The organism is Streptomyces sp. NPDC001220, from assembly GCF_053597895.1.
In genome coordinates this window covers 66,120-82,623 of the sequence record NZ_JBSFJE010000014.1, presented here as the reverse complement: position 1 = coordinate 82,623, position 16,504 = coordinate 66,120, and the positions used below count along the sequence as shown (strand labels likewise).

12 protein-coding genes and 1 pseudogene are annotated in these 16,504 nt (G+C 66.9%); 8 read left to right on the top strand and 5 right to left on the bottom strand.

Features of this window, described 5'->3' with window-relative positions; genetic code table 11:
• Positions 1 to 24: 24 nt before the first annotated feature.
• Complete coding sequence (locus ACWDGI_RS30640) at positions 25 to 951, bottom strand: MFS transporter (RefSeq protein WP_450764497.1); 927 nt, start codon at positions 949 to 951, stop codon at positions 25 to 27.
• A 277-nt stretch (positions 952 to 1,228) separates the two neighbouring features.
• Positions 1,229 to 2,017 carry a FadR/GntR family transcriptional regulator gene (locus ACWDGI_RS30635; RefSeq protein ID WP_450764495.1) on the bottom strand — a complete coding sequence of 263 codons (789 nt, stop codon included), beginning with the start codon at positions 2,015 to 2,017 and terminating at the stop codon, positions 1,229 to 1,231.
• A gap of 291 nt (positions 2,018 to 2,308) precedes the next feature.
• Here ACWDGI_RS30635 and ACWDGI_RS30630 point away from each other — a divergent pair, with 291 nt between their 5' ends.
• The 6 genes and pseudogenes from ACWDGI_RS30630 to ACWDGI_RS30605 all read left to right on the top strand — a co-directional run bounded on the left by ACWDGI_RS30630 (position 2,309) and on the right by ACWDGI_RS30605 (position 10,566).
• A complete protein-coding gene (locus ACWDGI_RS30630) occupies positions 2,309 to 3,670 on the top strand; it encodes an ABC transporter substrate-binding protein (protein ID WP_450764493.1) in 1,362 nt (453 codons plus the stop codon).
• Positions 3,667 to 4,581 (top strand): carbohydrate ABC transporter permease, encoded by a 915-nt coding sequence (locus tag ACWDGI_RS30625; RefSeq protein WP_450764491.1) that lies wholly within the window; start codon positions 3,667 to 3,669, stop codon positions 4,579 to 4,581. The genes ACWDGI_RS30630 and ACWDGI_RS30625 overlap by 4 nt, the downstream gene beginning before the upstream one ends.
• Positions 4,582 to 4,705: 124 nt before the next feature.
• Complete coding sequence (locus ACWDGI_RS30620; RefSeq protein ID WP_450764835.1) at positions 4,706 to 5,542, top strand: carbohydrate ABC transporter permease; 837 nt, start codon at positions 4,706 to 4,708, stop codon at positions 5,540 to 5,542.
• A 71-nt stretch (positions 5,543 to 5,613) separates the two neighbouring features.
• On the top strand, positions 5,614 to 7,638 hold the full coding sequence (locus tag ACWDGI_RS30615; RefSeq protein WP_450764489.1) for a hypothetical protein: 2,025 nt from the start codon (positions 5,614 to 5,616) through the stop codon (positions 7,636 to 7,638).
• Positions 7,635 to 7,781: pseudogene (locus tag ACWDGI_RS30610) on the top strand (L-rhamnose mutarotase); the annotation flags it as partial. The gene ACWDGI_RS30615 and the pseudogene ACWDGI_RS30610, both read left to right, overlap by 4 nt.
• A gap of 100 nt (positions 7,782 to 7,881) precedes the next feature.
• Positions 7,882 to 10,566, top strand: a complete 2,685-nt coding sequence (locus ACWDGI_RS30605; protein ID WP_450764487.1) for an RICIN domain-containing protein — start codon at positions 7,882 to 7,884, stop codon at positions 10,564 to 10,566.
• A 98-nt stretch (positions 10,567 to 10,664) separates the two neighbouring features.
• Here ACWDGI_RS30605 and ACWDGI_RS30600 read toward each other — a convergent pair whose 3' ends face one another.
• Both ACWDGI_RS30600 and ACWDGI_RS30595 read right to left on the bottom strand, forming a co-directional pair.
• Positions 10,665 to 12,602: an alpha-L-fucosidase gene (locus ACWDGI_RS30600; RefSeq protein WP_450764486.1), complete on the bottom strand. Its 1,938-nt coding sequence runs from the start codon at positions 12,600 to 12,602 to the stop codon at positions 10,665 to 10,667.
• A gap of 189 nt (positions 12,603 to 12,791) precedes the next feature.
• Positions 12,792 to 13,037, bottom strand: coding sequence for a hypothetical protein (locus ACWDGI_RS30595; RefSeq protein WP_450764484.1), 246 nt, complete (start codon positions 13,035 to 13,037; stop codon positions 12,792 to 12,794).
• A 97-nt stretch (positions 13,038 to 13,134) separates the two neighbouring features.
• On the opposite strand from ACWDGI_RS30595, the gene ACWDGI_RS30590 reads away from it, so the two are divergent.
• Both ACWDGI_RS30590 and ACWDGI_RS30585 read left to right on the top strand, forming a co-directional pair.
• Complete coding sequence (locus ACWDGI_RS30590) at positions 13,135 to 13,878, top strand: FadR/GntR family transcriptional regulator (protein WP_450764482.1); 744 nt, start codon at positions 13,135 to 13,137, stop codon at positions 13,876 to 13,878.
• A gap of 221 nt (positions 13,879 to 14,099) precedes the next feature.
• Positions 14,100 to 15,347: an MFS transporter gene (locus ACWDGI_RS30585; protein ID WP_450764480.1), complete on the top strand. Its 1,248-nt coding sequence runs from the start codon at positions 14,100 to 14,102 to the stop codon at positions 15,345 to 15,347.
• A gap of 138 nt (positions 15,348 to 15,485) precedes the next feature.
• Here ACWDGI_RS30585 and ACWDGI_RS30580 read toward each other — a convergent pair whose 3' ends face one another.
• Positions 15,486 to 16,397: a LysR family transcriptional regulator gene (locus tag ACWDGI_RS30580; protein WP_450764478.1), complete on the bottom strand. Its 912-nt coding sequence runs from the start codon at positions 16,395 to 16,397 to the stop codon at positions 15,486 to 15,488.
• Between the last annotated feature and the right edge of the window lie 107 nt (positions 16,398 to 16,504).

Genomic DNA, 16,504 nt, shown 5'->3' with positions numbered 1-16,504 from the left:
TCCGTCCGCACAACTCGCCTTTTTTCAACGTCCGTCGGGCGCGCGCCCCGGTGTCTCCCCGCCTGATCCGCCGGTGTCGCCGCCGGCGAGCAGCTTCTCGGGAAGCACGACGGCGAGCACGGCACCGACGAGGAACAGCGGGACCAGGTAGGCGAAGACCGGTGCCAGGGCGTGCTGGTAGGCCTCAACTACGGCGTCCTGAACCCGAGTCGGCAGAGCATGGACGAGTGCGGGGGTCAGGGACTCCGTGTCGCCGACTGTCGTGCGGCCGGTCGAAGACAGCCGGGTGCCGAGTTGGTCGGTCAGCCGGCTGGTGAAGATCGCGCCGACCGCGGCGTTCCCGACCGTCGCGCCGATCTCCCGGAAGAAGTTGTTGGCGGAGGTCGCGGTGCCCACGTCGGCGGCGGGGAAGGCGTTCTGGACGGCCAGGACGAGGGTCTGGGACATGAGGCCGATGCCCACGCCCATCAGGAAGAGGTAACCGCAGATCAGGGCGAGAGGCGTGTCCACCTGGAGAGTGGAGAGCATCAGGGCCGTGACGGCGATGACGAGCGAACCGGCGATCGGATAGATCCTGTAGCGGCCGGTCCGGCTCATCCGCAGGCCGACCGGCAGGCTCGCGCCCATCAGGCCGACCACCATCGGCAGCAACAGCCACCCGGACTGCGCGGCGGTGACGCCGTAGACCATCTGCAAGTACGTGGGCATGTAGCTGACGACCGCGAACATGCCGACGCCGATCACGATCATGCCGATGAGGGTGGCGATGTCGAAGATGGAGCTGCGGAACAGGCGCAGCGGGATGATCGGTTCGGCCACCCGGCTCTGCGAGTAGAAGAACAGGGCCCAGGATCCAACACCCGCGCCTGTGAGGCCGAGGACGAGCGGGTCGCTCCACGAATAGTCGGTTCCACCCCAGTCCGCGACCAGCACAGTCTCTTGCGCGTTCATCCCACTCGGAACAGCAAGTCGGCGTCGCGCTGTTCAGTGGCCGCGCGAGGCGAACACCACGATCTCCACGGTCGCCGTCGCCCGGCGCAGCAACCAGCAGCTCGAACATCGCCCGGTGACAGTTCTCGGAAGCATGGCGGGCCTTCTGAGCAGGTCGTGGACTCCCTCGCCCGATACGGACCGGTCACCACCTCGCTCGTCCTGCGCAGCTACCCACCCAAGTCGTTGCCGACGGCAGTGTCGACAACACCCTGACCAGCGGCGCTTGGCCCGCCCCCTACCCGAAGACCCTCCGCTTGATTTCCTGACGGTAATCCTCGAGCGTCCTGTCGAGATGCACGGCGGTGGCCTGGGCCGCGGCTTCCGACCGGCCGTCACGTACGGCTTCGTAGATGGCGGCGTGCTCCTCGACGGCAGCCTCGGACTGTGCAGTCAGCGTGTCATGGATACCGAGGGCACTGGACTGTCTCTGCAGCCGACGAGCGTCGCGCACGGCGTCGACCAGGAAGCTGTTGTGGGAGGCTGCCGCGACTGCGGCATGGAAGTCGTCGTCAGCCTGGTTGAACACGTCGACCCGTCCTTGGACGAATCCGTGACGACACGTCTCCACGGCCACTTCCATCGCCCGGAGCTCGGCAGGGGTCGCACTCGTCGCCGCAATGCTGGCCGCGGCCATCTCCTGGATCCTGCGGAACTGGAACAGCATGAAGATGTGGTCCAGGTCGGTAGGTCGGAAGAACCCACCCCAGCGACTGGCACTGAGCATGCCCTCGTCGTCCGAGACGAAGAGACCCCGGCCCTTGTGCGCTCGGATCCGCCCGAGGGCAGAAAGGATCTTGACGGCCTCGCGCACCACCGCCCTGCTGGTGCCCAGCCGCCCGGCCAGATCGTTCTCTGTCGGCATTCGGTCGCCGGGGACCAGCCCTGACTCGGCAATGAACTCCAGGATCCGCTCCGCGACGAGCTCATAGCCCGGACGGTAGTCGCGCCCCGCGGCCGCCCCTCCGCCCAAAGGCGTCACCGCGTTGGACACCGACGAGGTCCCGGTCGTGGACGTGTCGTTCATCTGCTTACCCCCATCGCTGGTCTCACAGAGCGAGCCCATCCCGTCGAAGTCACTCTACTGAACACCTCACCCAACCAAATGAATCGTACTTATCTTGTGGAGCTCCCGGCAACTGCTCACTGTTTCTCATCGCATATTCAGCCACATAACTGACTAATCGGTACAGATCAGCGGACTACGTGGTCAGGGAAGCCAATTTTTTGACTGCACATCTTCTTGACCCGAACGCATATAAGGCGCCTAATTTCGAGCGATGACCCTCTGGACGCCAGCCACGTAATGGAGTCGCTCATGACCGCGATGAAGCAGTCCGTTGTCCGAAGCAGAGCGCTGGCCGAACGGCGATCGGTTCTCCTCGCGGGGTGCGTGGCCGTCGTGATCGCGACCGCCACGGCCTGCGGGGGCGGGGCCGCGAGCACGAACAGCAAGGACGGCTTCAACCAGGTGCCGCAGAGGGACGGGGCCCTGACCGTCTGGGTGGACTCGACCCGGCTGGCTGCCGCGAAGCTCTACCAGAAGCTCCACCCCGACGTGAAGCTCGACATCGTCACCTACGACGGCGACGCCAACGGATCGAACTACCTGCAGACGAAGGTCCAGCTCTTCAACCGCACCGGCAAGGGCTGGCCGGACGTCGTCTTCAGCTCGCAGAACAACGAGGTGACCTGGGCGGTCGACGCCAACTTCGCGGCCCCCTTGGACAAGGGCCTCGTCCCGGCGCAGACCCTCGGGAAGTTCGCCGAGGGCGCCAACGACGTCTGCACAGTGGGTGGCACGGCCTACTGCCTGCGCAACGACCTCTCCCAGGCCGTGCTCTGGTACAACGCCCCGCTGATGAAGCAGTTCGGCTACACGGTGCCCACGACCTGGGAGAAGTACCAGCAGCTCGGCGAGAAGGTGGCCGCCGAGCACCCCGGATACCTGGTCGGCGACGCCGGCGACTCCTTCACTCCGGAGATCTACCTGTGGGCCGGCAAGTGCGGCGCCAACCACATCACCGGCGCCAAGTCCGTCTCCGTGAACACCACCAGCGCCGAGTGCACGAAGATGGCCGAGCTCATGGACGTACTGATCAAGAAGAAGTCCATGTCCATCAGCGGGGTCTTCAGCACCGACTTCGGCAAGAACAAGGCCGACAGGGTGCTGATGATGCCCGGCCCCTCCTGGTACGGCGGCGCGCTGTTCAAGGAAACCTTCAAGACCCCGGCCAAGCAGATCGCGGCGGCGCCCATACCCCAGTGGAGCGGTGAGACCTCACCGTCCACCGGCAACGTGGGCGGCGGTACCTGGCTGCTCTCCCAGCACTCCGAACACATCAAAGCAGCCACCGACTTCCTCACCTGGGTCACGACGGACGATGCCTACCAGGGCAAGGTCGCCCCCGGCTTCCCCGCCTACGCCCCGGCGGCGGAGACCTGGCTGAAACAGCAGAACGCCTCCGGCTACTTCGCGGGGGACATCCATGTGCTGAAGGACGCTTCCACCGAGGTCTGGCCGGGCTGGGGCTCAGGTCAGTTCAGCCAGGAAGCGATCTGGGCCGCGACGGTCAAGCCCGGTCTGACGCAGGGCAAGACCATCGTCTCGCTGTTGCCCGCCTGGCAGGACTCCATCGTCAAGTACGCCCGGTCCAACGGATACAAGGTCGCGCAGTGACCGTGACCCACTCCCCCGTCGGCTCTGTCGGTCGGCATCCCCGCGGCGCCCGGCGGCAGAGCCGGGCGGGTGTCGCGTTCGTCGCCGCCTACGTCGTACTGCTGATCGCGTTCGGTGTCGTCCCGACCGCCTATGCCGTCTACTTCGCCTTCAGCAACGCCCAGGGCGCGTTCACCGGCTTCGACAACTTCGTCACCACGATGCGGGACTTCCGGTTCGTGCCGGCCCTCGGGCACGTCGGGCTCTACCTGCTGTTCTGGCTCGTCTCGCTCGTGGTGACCGTGGTCGGCCTCGCGTTGCTGCTGCACCGGCTCGCCTCCGACGGCGCCGGGAAGGCCCTGAGATTCCTCTTCTACATTCCCGGTGCCCTCGCGGGCGCCGCGAGCGTGCTGGTGTGGCTGTTCATACTCGACCCCACAGTGAGCCCGGTCAGTTCCCTCCTGAACGCCCTCGGATACGACACGTTCGGCGAAGTCATCGCCCCCGGCCACCTGCCGCTGCTGTTCACGATCATCGCGTTCTGGACCGGCGCGGGCGGCTGGATCGTCGTCATCTACGGGGCGCTCAACAACATCCCCAAGGACGTGATGGAGGCCGCCCGCATCGACGGGGCGGGTGCCTGGCAGACCGCCTGGCGGGTGCAGATCCCCATGCTGCGCAAATGGATCGTCTACATGGTGATCCTTGCCTTCGCGGGCGGCGCACAGCTCTTCGTCGAGCCACAGCTGCTGTCCCTGGCCAGCGTGGGAGTGGCGGGACGCGACTACTCGCTCAACCAGTTGTCGTACGACTTCGCCTTTCAGATGAACAACATCAACGGCGCCGCGGCCGTCTCCGTCGAGCTCCTGATCGTGAGTCTGTCGGCCGCCGCCCTCTTCGTCGCACGGTCGGGATTCTTCGATGCCGAGTGAAACCCCCACGCACCCCGGTGTGCGTCCACGTCACGGAAAAGTCGGCGTGAGCCCGAGCCAGCCGCTGCGCAGGCCCACCCGTTCCCGCCGCCCTCCCGCCCGGCGCTACGCGTCCCGGGCGCTGATGGCCGCCGTACTGGTCGCGTTCACGGTGTTCTTCGTCCTGCCCGTGCTCTGGCTCGTCCTGGCCGCCACCAAGACCGACCACCAGCTCGTACACGGCAACCCGCTCTCCTTCGGCTCCTGGCACGCGCTCAAGGCCAACTGGCACGCGCTGACCGTCTTCCAGGACAACGCGATCCTGCTGTGGCTGCGCAACTCGGCGATCTACGCGGGGATTTCCCTGGTCATCACGCTGTGCGTGGCCGTGCCTGCCGGTTACGCGCTGGCGATGACGGAGTTCCGCGGACGCCGCGCTCTGCTCGTCGCCACGCTGATCGTGATGCTGATGCCGAACGCGACGCTGGTGGTCCCCCTGTTCCTGGAGCTCAACGCCGTGCATCTCATCGGGACGATGTGGTCGATCATTCTGCCGTACTCGTTCTACCCGTTCGGGGTGTATCTGACGTACATCTACTTCACCACCGCGGTGCCCCGGGACCTGCTGGCGGCCGCCCGCATCGACGGATGCAGCGAGTTCGGGGTCTTCCGGCACATCGCCCTTCCTCTCGCATCGCCCGTCGTCGCCCTCGTCGGCTTCTTCAGCTTCGTGGCCAACTGGACCAACTACTTCCTGCCCTACGTGATGCTGCCCGAGAGCGACCAGATGCCGGTCCAGGTGGGTGTCGGCACGCTGCTCAGCAGCGTGCCCTCCTTCAATCCGACGGTCGGATCCCTCGCCATCGAGCGGCCTCAACTCGCCCTGGCCACCTTGGTCGCGATCACTCCGGTCCTGGTCGTATTCCTGTTCTCGCAGCGCTTCCTGGTCGCCGGAATGCTCGCCGGCGCCACCAAGGAATGAAGACGCGGACCGCCGTCCCGCCGACCCTCGCGCGCTTCCGCTGCCTTCCCCTCCCGAACGGAGACGTTCCCATGCCCTTCAGTCCTGCCGATCGTTCTGCCGGCGAGGACACCGCCTCCTCCGACGGCCCGGTGTCCTCTGCCGGAGTGCGAGCCAGTGTGCCCCTGCTCGAACCTCCCGGCTGGGCGCCGGCACAGCGCGCGCTGTTCGACCTGCTCGACCACGCCTGGCGCCGTTTCGAGCGCGAGTTCACCGGCCCGGACGGCCGCCTCAACTACAACGGGCGGCTCACCACCCGTGACGGCGTCGACGACTTCTACGAGGTGTTCTTCAACTGGCCGCAGCTGTATCTGCTCGGCGGTGCGGACGACTTGCTGCCCGCCGCCGAGAGGCACTGGGAGGGCGTCACCCGGCAGCTGACCGAACTGGGCATGCTCCACGACGAGTTCGAGCGCGGCTACGACTGGTTCCACCAGGGCGAGAGCCTGCTGCTGCTGTACTTCCTGTGCATGGCGGCCCCCGAGCGCTGGTCACAACGCGCCGTGCGCTTCGCCGAGTTGTACGTCGATCCGGCGAAGGGCAACTACGACCCCGCCCACCGCATCATCCGGCGCCCGCACAACGGCAGCGACCCGGAACGGCGCGGTCTGTCCGACACCGACTCCTACCCCTGGCTGCCCCAGGAAGCCGAGTTGTACGGCTTTCCGCTCGACTGGATCCAGCCGGCCGACGCCCCCGCACCCCCGCTGTCCGCTGACCCGCGCCTCGGTAGCCAGATGCGCGATCGCATGGGCAGCGGCGACACCGCGGTCAACCTCGCCGCGGCCGGACTGGTCCTCAACGCCTGGATCCTGTCGGGCGAGGCACGCTACCGCGACTGGATCGTCGAGTACGTCGGCGCGTGGCGTGAGCGTGCGAAGGCCAACGGCGGCGTGATACCCGACAACGTCGACCCGGACGGCACGGTCGGCGGCCTCCTCGAAGGGCGCTGGTTCGGCGGGCACTACGGCTGGTCCTGGCCGCACGGCTGGCACAGTGTGGGCCATGCGGCATGCGTGGCGGCACTCGCGGCGGCGACGGTCACCGGTGACGACGAGTACCTCTCCATGGTCACCACCAGCCTCGACACCCTCATCGGTCACGGCAAGGTGATGGCCTTCACCGAAGCCGATTCCAGCCTCCCCGCGAAGTGGCTCGCCCAACTCGGTCCGGACATCTTCACACCCACACTGCACATCCCCTTCCGCCACAACGACTCCGGATGGTTCGACCACAACCCCGTCACCCCCGCCGTGCCGGTGGCGCTGTGGCACCACACGGCCGCTCCGGCCGACCGGGCCCGCCTGGAGGGACTGCGCGTTGCCAGCGGACTCGACTGGCGTGGCGTGCGGGCCTTTCGGGCCAAGGAGGAGTCCGGGCACGAAGAGGCGTGGTTCGCCTTCCTCGCCGGCGACGATCCCGGCTACCCGGAACGGATCCTCGCCGCAGCCCAGGCGCAGGTCCGCCACCGTCTCTCCCGCATGGACCGCTACCGCGATCTGGACGTGGCCGAGGAGGACATCCACGTGTGGCAGCAGTCGAACCCCGTGGTCACCGAGGCGCTCGTACAGCTGACGTGGGGCGGTCCCCAGGTCCTCTACAACGGCGGCCTGCAGCAGGCGCGGGTGCGCTACTACGACGGCGAGGCGCGCCGCGCGGGACTGCCGCCCGAGGTGGCTGCCCTGGTGACCTCGATCGCCCCTGAGGCCACCGTCGTCGAGTTGGTCAACCTCTCCGCCGAACATGCCCGGACGGTCGTCGTCCAGGCCGGTGCCTTCGCCGAACACACGATCACCTCAGTGCGCTACACGACATGCGACGACGACTCGTGGGTCGGGGACATGTACGACTACGGCCACGGTGAGCCGACCGTCGCCGAGGTGGAAGCGCCCGTCGGCAGCAACCTGCTCACCGTCGTGCTGCCCGCCTCCACCCGCACACGGCTCACGCTCCGGCTGAGCCTGCGTACGCGGACACCCAGCTACCGCACGCCGTTCTCCGCGGATGCGCCCGGGGGGTCCGGCGCCTTCCTTCTCGGCGGGGAGGCCGGGGAGTGAAGAGGATCGCCCAGACCATCAGGCTCCGCCCGGAACGGCGCAAGGACCACCTCGCCCTGCACGCCACTGTCTGGCCCGCCGTCGAAGCCGCGCTGCGCCGCGCCCACGTACGCAACTACAGCATCTTCCGCCATCACGATCTGGCATCTCGGCGACCCGGGCACCGACCGCCCCTCCTAGAACGCAGGCGACGTGCGGGACTTCCCGCGACGCACTGCGCAACGAGGTAAGGAGAACAACAGCATGAGACCCGCACGGCTCATCGTGGGACTGTTGCAGACGCTGCTGGTGGCAACAGCCGTCGTCCTGCCCGCACAGGCGGCGCACGCGGCAGACACCAGCTTCTACGTAGACCCCACCAACGGCAGTGACAGCAACTCGGGAACCAGCACATCAGCGGCCTTCAAGACGATCGCCAAGGCACGCGACGTGGTGCGTACGGTGAACTCGGCCATGTCCGGGGACATCGTCGTGAATCTGCGCGGGGGCACCTACCCCCTCACCAGCCCGGTCGACTTCACCAGCGCCGACTCGGGAACCAACGGCCACAACGTCATCTACAGGGCGTACGGCTCGGAGACCCCGGTCGTCTCCAGCGCCAGGTCCATCACCGGCTGGACATCGGCCGGCAACGGCCAGTACAAGGCATCGGTCGGCGACCTCGACTTCCGGCAGCTGTACGTCAACGGCGTGCGGGCCACGCGCGCCCGCTACCCGGACGTCGGCTCCCACTTCCAACTGCAGGGCAGCGACAAGACGGCCCAGGTACTGAAGGTCCTCAGCTCCCAGGTGGCGAACTGGGACCACTTCAGCCGCGTCGAGATGGTGCTGCAACTGCAGTGGGCCGAGAACTACCTGCGGCTGAAGTCGTACACCACGAGCGGCGGCCTGGCGAGCGTCTCGATCCAGGACCACGAGGCGGGCATCCTCTTCCAGCGACCGTATCCGCTGCTGTCCAACGGCTCTCCCCTGCACTTCGAGAACGCCCACGAGTTCCTCACCGAGCCCGGCGAGTTCTACCTCGACAGGGACGCGCAGACGCTCTACTACCTCCCCCGGGCGGGCGAGACCATGGCGTCGGCCACCGTGCAGGTCCCGACCCTGGAGACCCTCTTCGACATCAAGGGAGACAGCCTCGGCTCTCCCGTCCACAACCTGCGGTTCTCGGGCATCACCTTCACCCAGACCAACTGGACCGAGGCCGGCGACAACGGCCTGCTCAACGGTCAGGGCGGCAACTACAACATCTCCGCAGACCCCAGCAACAAGCAGTACGTCAACCGGCCGCCGGCCGGTGTCTACGCCGCGAACGCCGACAACCTGTCCTTCACCGGCAACACCTTCACGAAGATGGGCTCGACAGCCCTGGACCTGCACCACGGCGTCCACAACTCGGCAGTCACCGGAAACGTCGTCCAGGACATCGCGGGCAACGGGATCGTGGTGGGCAAGTTCTCGGATCCCGGCGTCGAGTACCACACGGTGTACAACCCGCCCGCCTCACCCGCGGGTGAGGACGCCCGCGAGGTCGTCAGCGGGGTCACCGTCACCAACAACCTGATCAACCGCACCGGTCAGGACTATCTCGGCACCGCGGGCATCAACGCGGGCTTCGTGCACGGCACCACCATCGACCACAACGACATCTCCGACTCCCCCTGGGCCGGGATCTCCCTGGGCTGGGGCTGGCAGTCCGCCACCAACGCGGAGGGCGACAACTCCATCAGTTACAACCGCATCGGCAACGTCGTGAACCAACTGTGCGACACCGCGGGCATCTACCACCTCTCCAACGACCCCGGGACGGTGATCAACAACAACTACGTCCACGACGTGGTCCGCACACCCACCGCGTGTTCCTCGGGCGTGGGCGGCATCTACCTCGACGAGGGCTCCAACAACATGACCGTGGCGAACAACGTCCTGTCGCACACCGACAACTTCGTCATCCAGAACGTCAACGGCTCCAGCGTCACCCTCTCCAACAACACGACGACCGGAGTCTCGGTGATGCAGGCCTCGGGTCTTGAGCCGGCCTACCGAGGACTGTCGGCGAAGATCGATCTCGCCTACGGCAGAACGACCACCGCATCGTCCGTCTACGGCTCCAACTGGGCACCGTCCAAGGCCAACGACAACGACCCCGCGACCGGCTGGTCTCCCACGGGGAGCGACGCCGCGGCCTGGTGGCAGGTCGACCTCGGCGATGCCTACGCACTCGGCCAGTACTCGTTCACCACCCGCCAGGACATCGACCAGCCCGCGACCCGCGGCGACTTCGAGATACGCGGCTCCAACGACCCCACGTTCGCCGACTACACGGTGCTGGGACGGCAGGACGCCACGATCCTCCCCTACAACGCGACGCTGACGGCCAAGATCGACGCACGCCAGAAGTTCCGGTACGTGCGCGTCGCCAAAACCGACGGCGGCTACTTCTACATCGGCGACTTCGGCGTCCAGCAGGCAGGCGGCGCGCTGGAGAATTCGCCCACCACACCATCCTTCAACGCGTCGACGTACTACACGATCAAGAACGTCAACAGCGGCCTGCTTGCCGATGTCTACCAAGCATCGACCGCGGACAACGCGAGCGTGGTCCAGTGGCAGAGCAACTCGGGCACCAACCAGCAGTGGAACATCGTGCGGGTCAGCGGCAACCTCTACAAGATCGTCAACCGGAACAGCGGCAAGGTCCTCGACATCTCCGACGGCTCCCACGCCAAGGGCGCGGCCCTGGTCCAGAAGACCTACAACGGCGGCAACAACCAGCTCTGGTACTTCGAACCGACCAGCAACGGATACGTCATGCGCAACTTCGAGAGCCGACAGGCCCTGGAGGTGCCTGGTAACTCGACCACCGGAGGGACCGCGCTCGGCCAGTGGACACCGCTGAACCAGACCAACCAGCTCTGGACCATCCAGTGATGCCCATCGGGTGACGACAACTCGCCCCCTCCCAGGTCGATTTGACCGACGCAGGGCGACCGGCCCTCGCCCCCCCCTGCCTTGAGCGAGCCGGCTCGTCATAGGGCGAGGATCTGCCACTGTTCCTGGGGGGCTCGGTTGTAGGTCCACTGATCGACGTTGGCCCCGTCCTCAGTGGACCCGCCGTCGACGTTGAGCGAAAGTCCGCTCAAGCGGTTGGTCAGGTAGTAGTAGCCGTCGCCGGCGGGAGTCACGGCCCAGTGCTGCTGCGGCACACTGTCGTCCGACCAGATACCTACGTTGCCGCCGTCGTCGCGGGAGAGGCCGGCCACTTCCATCAGCTTTCCGCTGTTGACGTTCTTGATCTTGTAGTAGCCATCGCCGGTGGATATGAAGGTCCACTGCTGTGCCGTGTTGTTCAGCCAGGGCCACTGCTGGACGTTGCTCCCGTTCGCGGTACCGAAGTTGTAGACGTCGGCCACCTCGCCGCTCCTGCGGTTCACCAGACGGTAGACCGTCGTGTCGCCGGGCAGGACCCGCGACTGCAGAACCGGCTTGGCGGTCCTGCCGCCGATTCTGACCCCGCCGACGTTGGCGTAGCCGCCGGTCCCGGCATCGGCCTGGATCCGCACGTACCCCACGCGCCGGGCGGGCCACTCGGCCACTTTGGTGGCGCGGTCTCCTGTCCACGTACCGGTCGCGACCTGGGTGAACGTCGCGCCGTCGGTACTGGTGTAGATGGTGTAGGAAGTGATGTCCCCGTCCGTGTTCCCGGTGCGGCTCCACTGCTTGGGCAGGTACTCCAGAGTCGAGATATCGCTCCACACTCCGCCGAGGTCGATGGTGATCGCTTGCGGGAGTGACAGGCTCCAGGTCGACCAACAGGTCTCGAAACCCTTGTCGCTCAGCCCGTCGATCGCGTTCATCGGCCCTTCTCCGGTGTGGAAACCGGTCGCGTAGGCACTGACCGGCGTCACCGGATGTTCCGCGCGCAGCATCTGCGTCGGGAGCGCCGCCCGTGAGGTGTCGGGGCTCCAGGCTGCTCCGACCTCGGAGAGCCGCGTCACGATGTTCGTGTCCAGGAGACCGTCGCGGGCGGGCGGGCAGTTGAGGATGAACGAGGTGTACTTCGGTTCCAGATCCGCCAGATGGGACAGGATCGACGCCTTGCTCAACGGGTCGGTGGTCGGCGTGGAGGGATGCCAGAACCATCCGTCGCTGATGGTCTGGCCCTGCAGGGACGCATAGGTGTTGCCGGCAGGGGAGGTGACGCCCAACGGCTCCTCGAAGTAGATCGCGTCCCCGAGGAAGGGCACCGACAGCCCGCCGTGGTCGATCATGACAATGTCCGGCTGGAGCGACTTCACGTGCTTCCGGATGCGCTGGTAGGAGACAGCTGACTGACCCATCTGCCACGCGTAGCCGTCAGTGACGAACATGTCGATGGCGCCGTAGTTGGTCAGCAGTTCGGTGATCTGGTTCAGGATGTACGTCAGATCGGCCGGCTGGATCACCTGGTCCGCGGCCACGCCGTGACGGGTGTCGTAGGCCTGCACGGTGTAACTGCGGTCCCAGATCGAGAAGTACAGGCCCACCTTCAGGCCTTTGGCTCGGAATGCCGTGACGTACTGGGCGACGATGTCCTGCGGATAGGAGCTGTTCGCGACGTTGTAGTCGTTGTACGCGGTCGGCCACAGGCAGAACCCGTCGTGGTGCTTGGTCGTCAGCACCCCGTAGCTCATCTTCGCCGCCGCGGCCGCCGCCGCCCACTGCGCGCAGTCCACCGCCGACGGGGCGAACAGCTTCGGGTTCTGGTTGGGCGCGGCCCACTCCTCATTGGTGAACGTGCCCATGTTGAAGTGGTTGAACATGCCGAACCGCATGTTCACCAAGTTGCTCAGATTGGTCTGCGGGCCGGCCGCCACCGCTTCGGCCACCAGGCCGGACAAGGCCGGCAGCACCGGCAGTCCGGTCGCCGCTACCGCGACACCTGCGGCGCCCAATAGCGTCCGCCGGGACAGTCTTCCAGAAGACATGCTCACACTCCCAGTTCCATGTGGTGTGGAAGAGACCGGTCGCGCCAGGACAAAGTGCGCGGAGAAAGCCGAGAAGCTGGGTGGGCACGGAAGGCGCCATACGCACGGGTCTCAAGCGCCAGGTGTTACACATGAAGTTCGAGCATGTGACCCGCTGGTGTCAACGGCTTTGCAGGGATGAAAAGCCTTTCACAGAACGGCGTTTTGGTCGTGATGAACTGATATGACGGCTTTCATCACGCGACAGACATTCCATGTATGCACGTTGCCGTACGCCCGATCGGAGCGCGGACCAACGCCGGCTCGGACCTGCGCGAAGCACTGCACGACCTTGCCATCGACGCCGTCGCTTTTCCGTCCAAACGCGCGGTTATCATCAACGTCACCGTTGGCATGCGGAATCGGAAACAGATCACGCAGGACGAGGAACTCCACCTCAGTGTCTACTTGTGGAATTCTGGGCCGGTCCGCGTCTCCAAGGGCTGACCAAAGCGGACATACCCGTTGACGCCGTCGAGGCAAGGAGTTCCATTTGTCCCTGACGGACAGAGCCATCGAACAGATCCGGGAGCTCATTCGAACGGGAGCACTGCCTCCCGGGTCGAAACTGCCGCCGGAACCGGATCTGGCCGGCCAGTTGGGCCTGTCCCGCAACCTGGCTCGCGAGGCAGTCAAGGCCCTGGCCGTGGCGAGGGTCTTGGAGGTGCGACGCGGCGACGGCACCTATGTCACCAGTCTTCAGCCCAGCGTGCTGCTCGAAGGCCTCGGCGGCGCGGTGGAACTGCTCCAAGGCGACTCGGGTGCACTGCTGGATCTGATGGAAGTACGACGGTTGCTCGAGCCCGCTGCCGCCGCGCTGGCCGCCACTCGTATGTCGGACACAGCTCTCACCGAGGTGAAGCGGCACCTGGACGCGATGCGAGAGGCGCACGAGGACGTCGAGTTGCTGAACTTCCATGACGCGGCTTTCCACCGCGCTGTCGTCTCGGCCACCGCGAACGAAACACTCCTGACCATCCTGGACGGGATCTCGGGCCGCACTCTGCGCGCCCGCATCTGGCGCGGACTTGTCGATTCCCAGGCCGCTGGACGGACCCTGGCCGAGCATGAAGCCATCTATGAAGCATTGGCCATCGGCGACGCCTCTCTCAGCCAGGCAGCCGCGCTCATGCACGTCAACAGCACCGAGCGGTGGCTGCGGGAACACTTGCGCCGACCTCGGAGCGGTTCCACCGCGGCTACGACGGTGGAACCGCTGTCCGGCATGCCACCGTGACGTCCAGGGTGTACGGGCAGCTCATCCATGGTGTGGATAGGCGGGATAGCGGATTCGGATCGTGGGGAGGATGGCGGCCGAGGGCCCGACGACCCATAGTCGTCCGTACCGCACGCCGCTGTCCGGACCAGTCGCCGGTGTGCGGCCGTCCCCGGCATGCCGTGCGCCGTCGGTGCCCGTGTCAGGCATGCCCGCTCCCGTACACCGTCCCTGGAGTCGCCATGCCCGGTTCCGTTCCGTCGCCGTTCACCACCGCGGTCGACGATGCCGCTCCGTCCTCTGTCCCCGTCTCGGGCCCGGCTCATCTGCTGCGCGTGTCTCTGCTGATGGCGGGCAGCTGTCTGCCGATCCTGGGTGCGGTGCTCATCGCCCCGGTGCTGCCGAAGATGCAGGACCACTTCGCGTCCGTCCCGGGAGCCAAGGCGCTGGTGCCGCTCGCGCTGACCGTTCCGGCGCTGTCGCTGGCGGTGTTGGCCCCTTTCGCCGGGGTGATCGTGGACCGGCTGGGCCGTAAGCGTCTGCTGATTGTGGCGACCCTGCTGTACGCCGGGTTCGGCACCGCGCCGATCTGGCTGGACTCGCTGGGGGCGATCATCGTCAGCCGCGCCCTCGTCGGTGTGGCCGAGGCCGCGATCATGACCTGCTGCACCACACTCATCGGCGACTACTACTCGGGCCGCCGACGAGTGAAGTACCTCGCCCTGCAGACCATGTGCGCCTCCGCGTCGGCCACCGTCTTCTTCGTGCTGGGCGGCGCCGCCGGGTCGGCGGGCTGGCGTGTGCCCTTCTGGGTCTACGCCGTGAGTCTGGTACTCGCCCCGCTGATGGCCACCGTCCTGACCAACCCGGCACCCCGCACGACAGCGGAAGTGACCTCGCCCCCGGTCGTCACACACCAACGCGGCTTCCCCTGGCGGCAGTTGGCGGGCATCTGCGCCCTCACCTTCTTCGGGGCGATGGTGTTCTACACCGTCCCGGTCGAGATGTCGTACCTGCTCGACGACCTGGGGGTGGAGAACTCCGGCGTGATCGGCCTGGCCACCGCGATCGCCAGTGCCGCCACCGTGGGCGGAGCGGTCACCTTCGCCCGCCTCAAGCGCTCCCCCGACCCGATACTGCCCGCCGTTCTCGCGGTCTGCGCGATCGGCTTCGGGGTGATGTTCCTGGCGGGGAACGCCCCGCTGTTGGTCGTCGGAGCAGTCGTCAACTGCGTGGGCACCGGCGTGCTGTTGCCCGCTCTCCTCACCAGTGCCATGTCCCGGCTGGCGTTCGAGGACCGGGGCCGCGGCACGGGGCTGTGGCTGGCGGCCTTCTTCGGCGGCGAGTTCGTCTGCCCGCTCGTACTCCTCGCCGGAGAGTCGGCGGTCGGCAGCCTCGCCGGTGCGGTGGGGGTGCTGGGGCTGCTCGCCGCAGCCGTCGCGATAGGTCTGTGGGCACCTCATAGGCATACGGCAGGACAACCCACCTAGGGGCGCGGGGAACTGCGCGACCAGCCACCGACACGCCACGGTCGCAGCTGCCACGGACTGTGCATCGGCGGGTGCGGCTGTTTCGTGGCTGGTCGCGCCCACGCGGCGGAGCCGCACATTGATACAGCCCCGCGCCCCTTAGGGGGCTTTCGTGAGCGTTGCGCCTACCTCCGCGGCCTTCCGCCTCAGCCAGATATGCGCCGCATCCTGCGCATGCACCGGGTGCCACCACATCGCCTCCTGCACCGGCACCGCCTCGAACGGGCAGGGCAGGACACGCACCGCGGCCGAGCGGACCGCCCGACGCGCCAGGCGCTCCTGGATCATCGCGACCCTGCGGGTTCCCTCGACCATGTGGGGGAGCAGCTGGAAGGTCTGCACCGAGACCTCCACCCGGGGGCTGATGCCGATCATGCTGAGCTGCCGGGTGGCGGGGGCGTCGTAGGGGCGCTGGTAGACGGCCCACGGCAGGCGGGCCAGTTGGTCGAGGGTGAGTTCGTCGCCGACCTCGGGGTTGTCGTCGGCGACCATGCACAGCCAGCGGTCCTGGTGGAGGTCGACGGCAGGGAAGCCATCGATGATTCCGTGCGGCAGCAGGAGACCGTCGACAGTGCTCAGCACCGTGGCCGTGTTCTCCACCGCTGCGGGCGTCGAGTGCTCAAAGGCGAGCCGGATGCCGGGCGCCTCCCGGTGCAGGGCGCGGGAGAGCGCGGCGCCGAACACGGCCGCCCCGTAGTCGGAGGCGAGCAGGGTGAACTCGCGCACCTCGGCGGCCGGATCGAAGTCGGCCTGGCTGGCGAAGACGCGTTCCAGCAGGTCACAGGCAGTGGCGCTGCGATCCCGCAGGGCCACCCCGAGGGGTGTCAGCTCGTAGGCGTTGCCGGTGCGGGCGAGTAGCTCGTCGTCGAAGTGGCGGCGCAGCCGGGACAGCGCGGCGCTCATCGCGGGCTGGCTGAGCCCGACGCGCTCGCCGGCCCGGGTGACGTTGCGCTCCTCCAGCAGCGCACGCAGCGCCAGGACCAGGTTGAGGTCGAGTCGGGACAGGTTCACCAGGCACCACCTATGCGAGCAGGAGCCATTCACGCCATGGATTTGGAGCATCCACAGGATCTATTTCCGTGATTGGTCGATCGAGGCCACAGTAGACCGCAACCCAG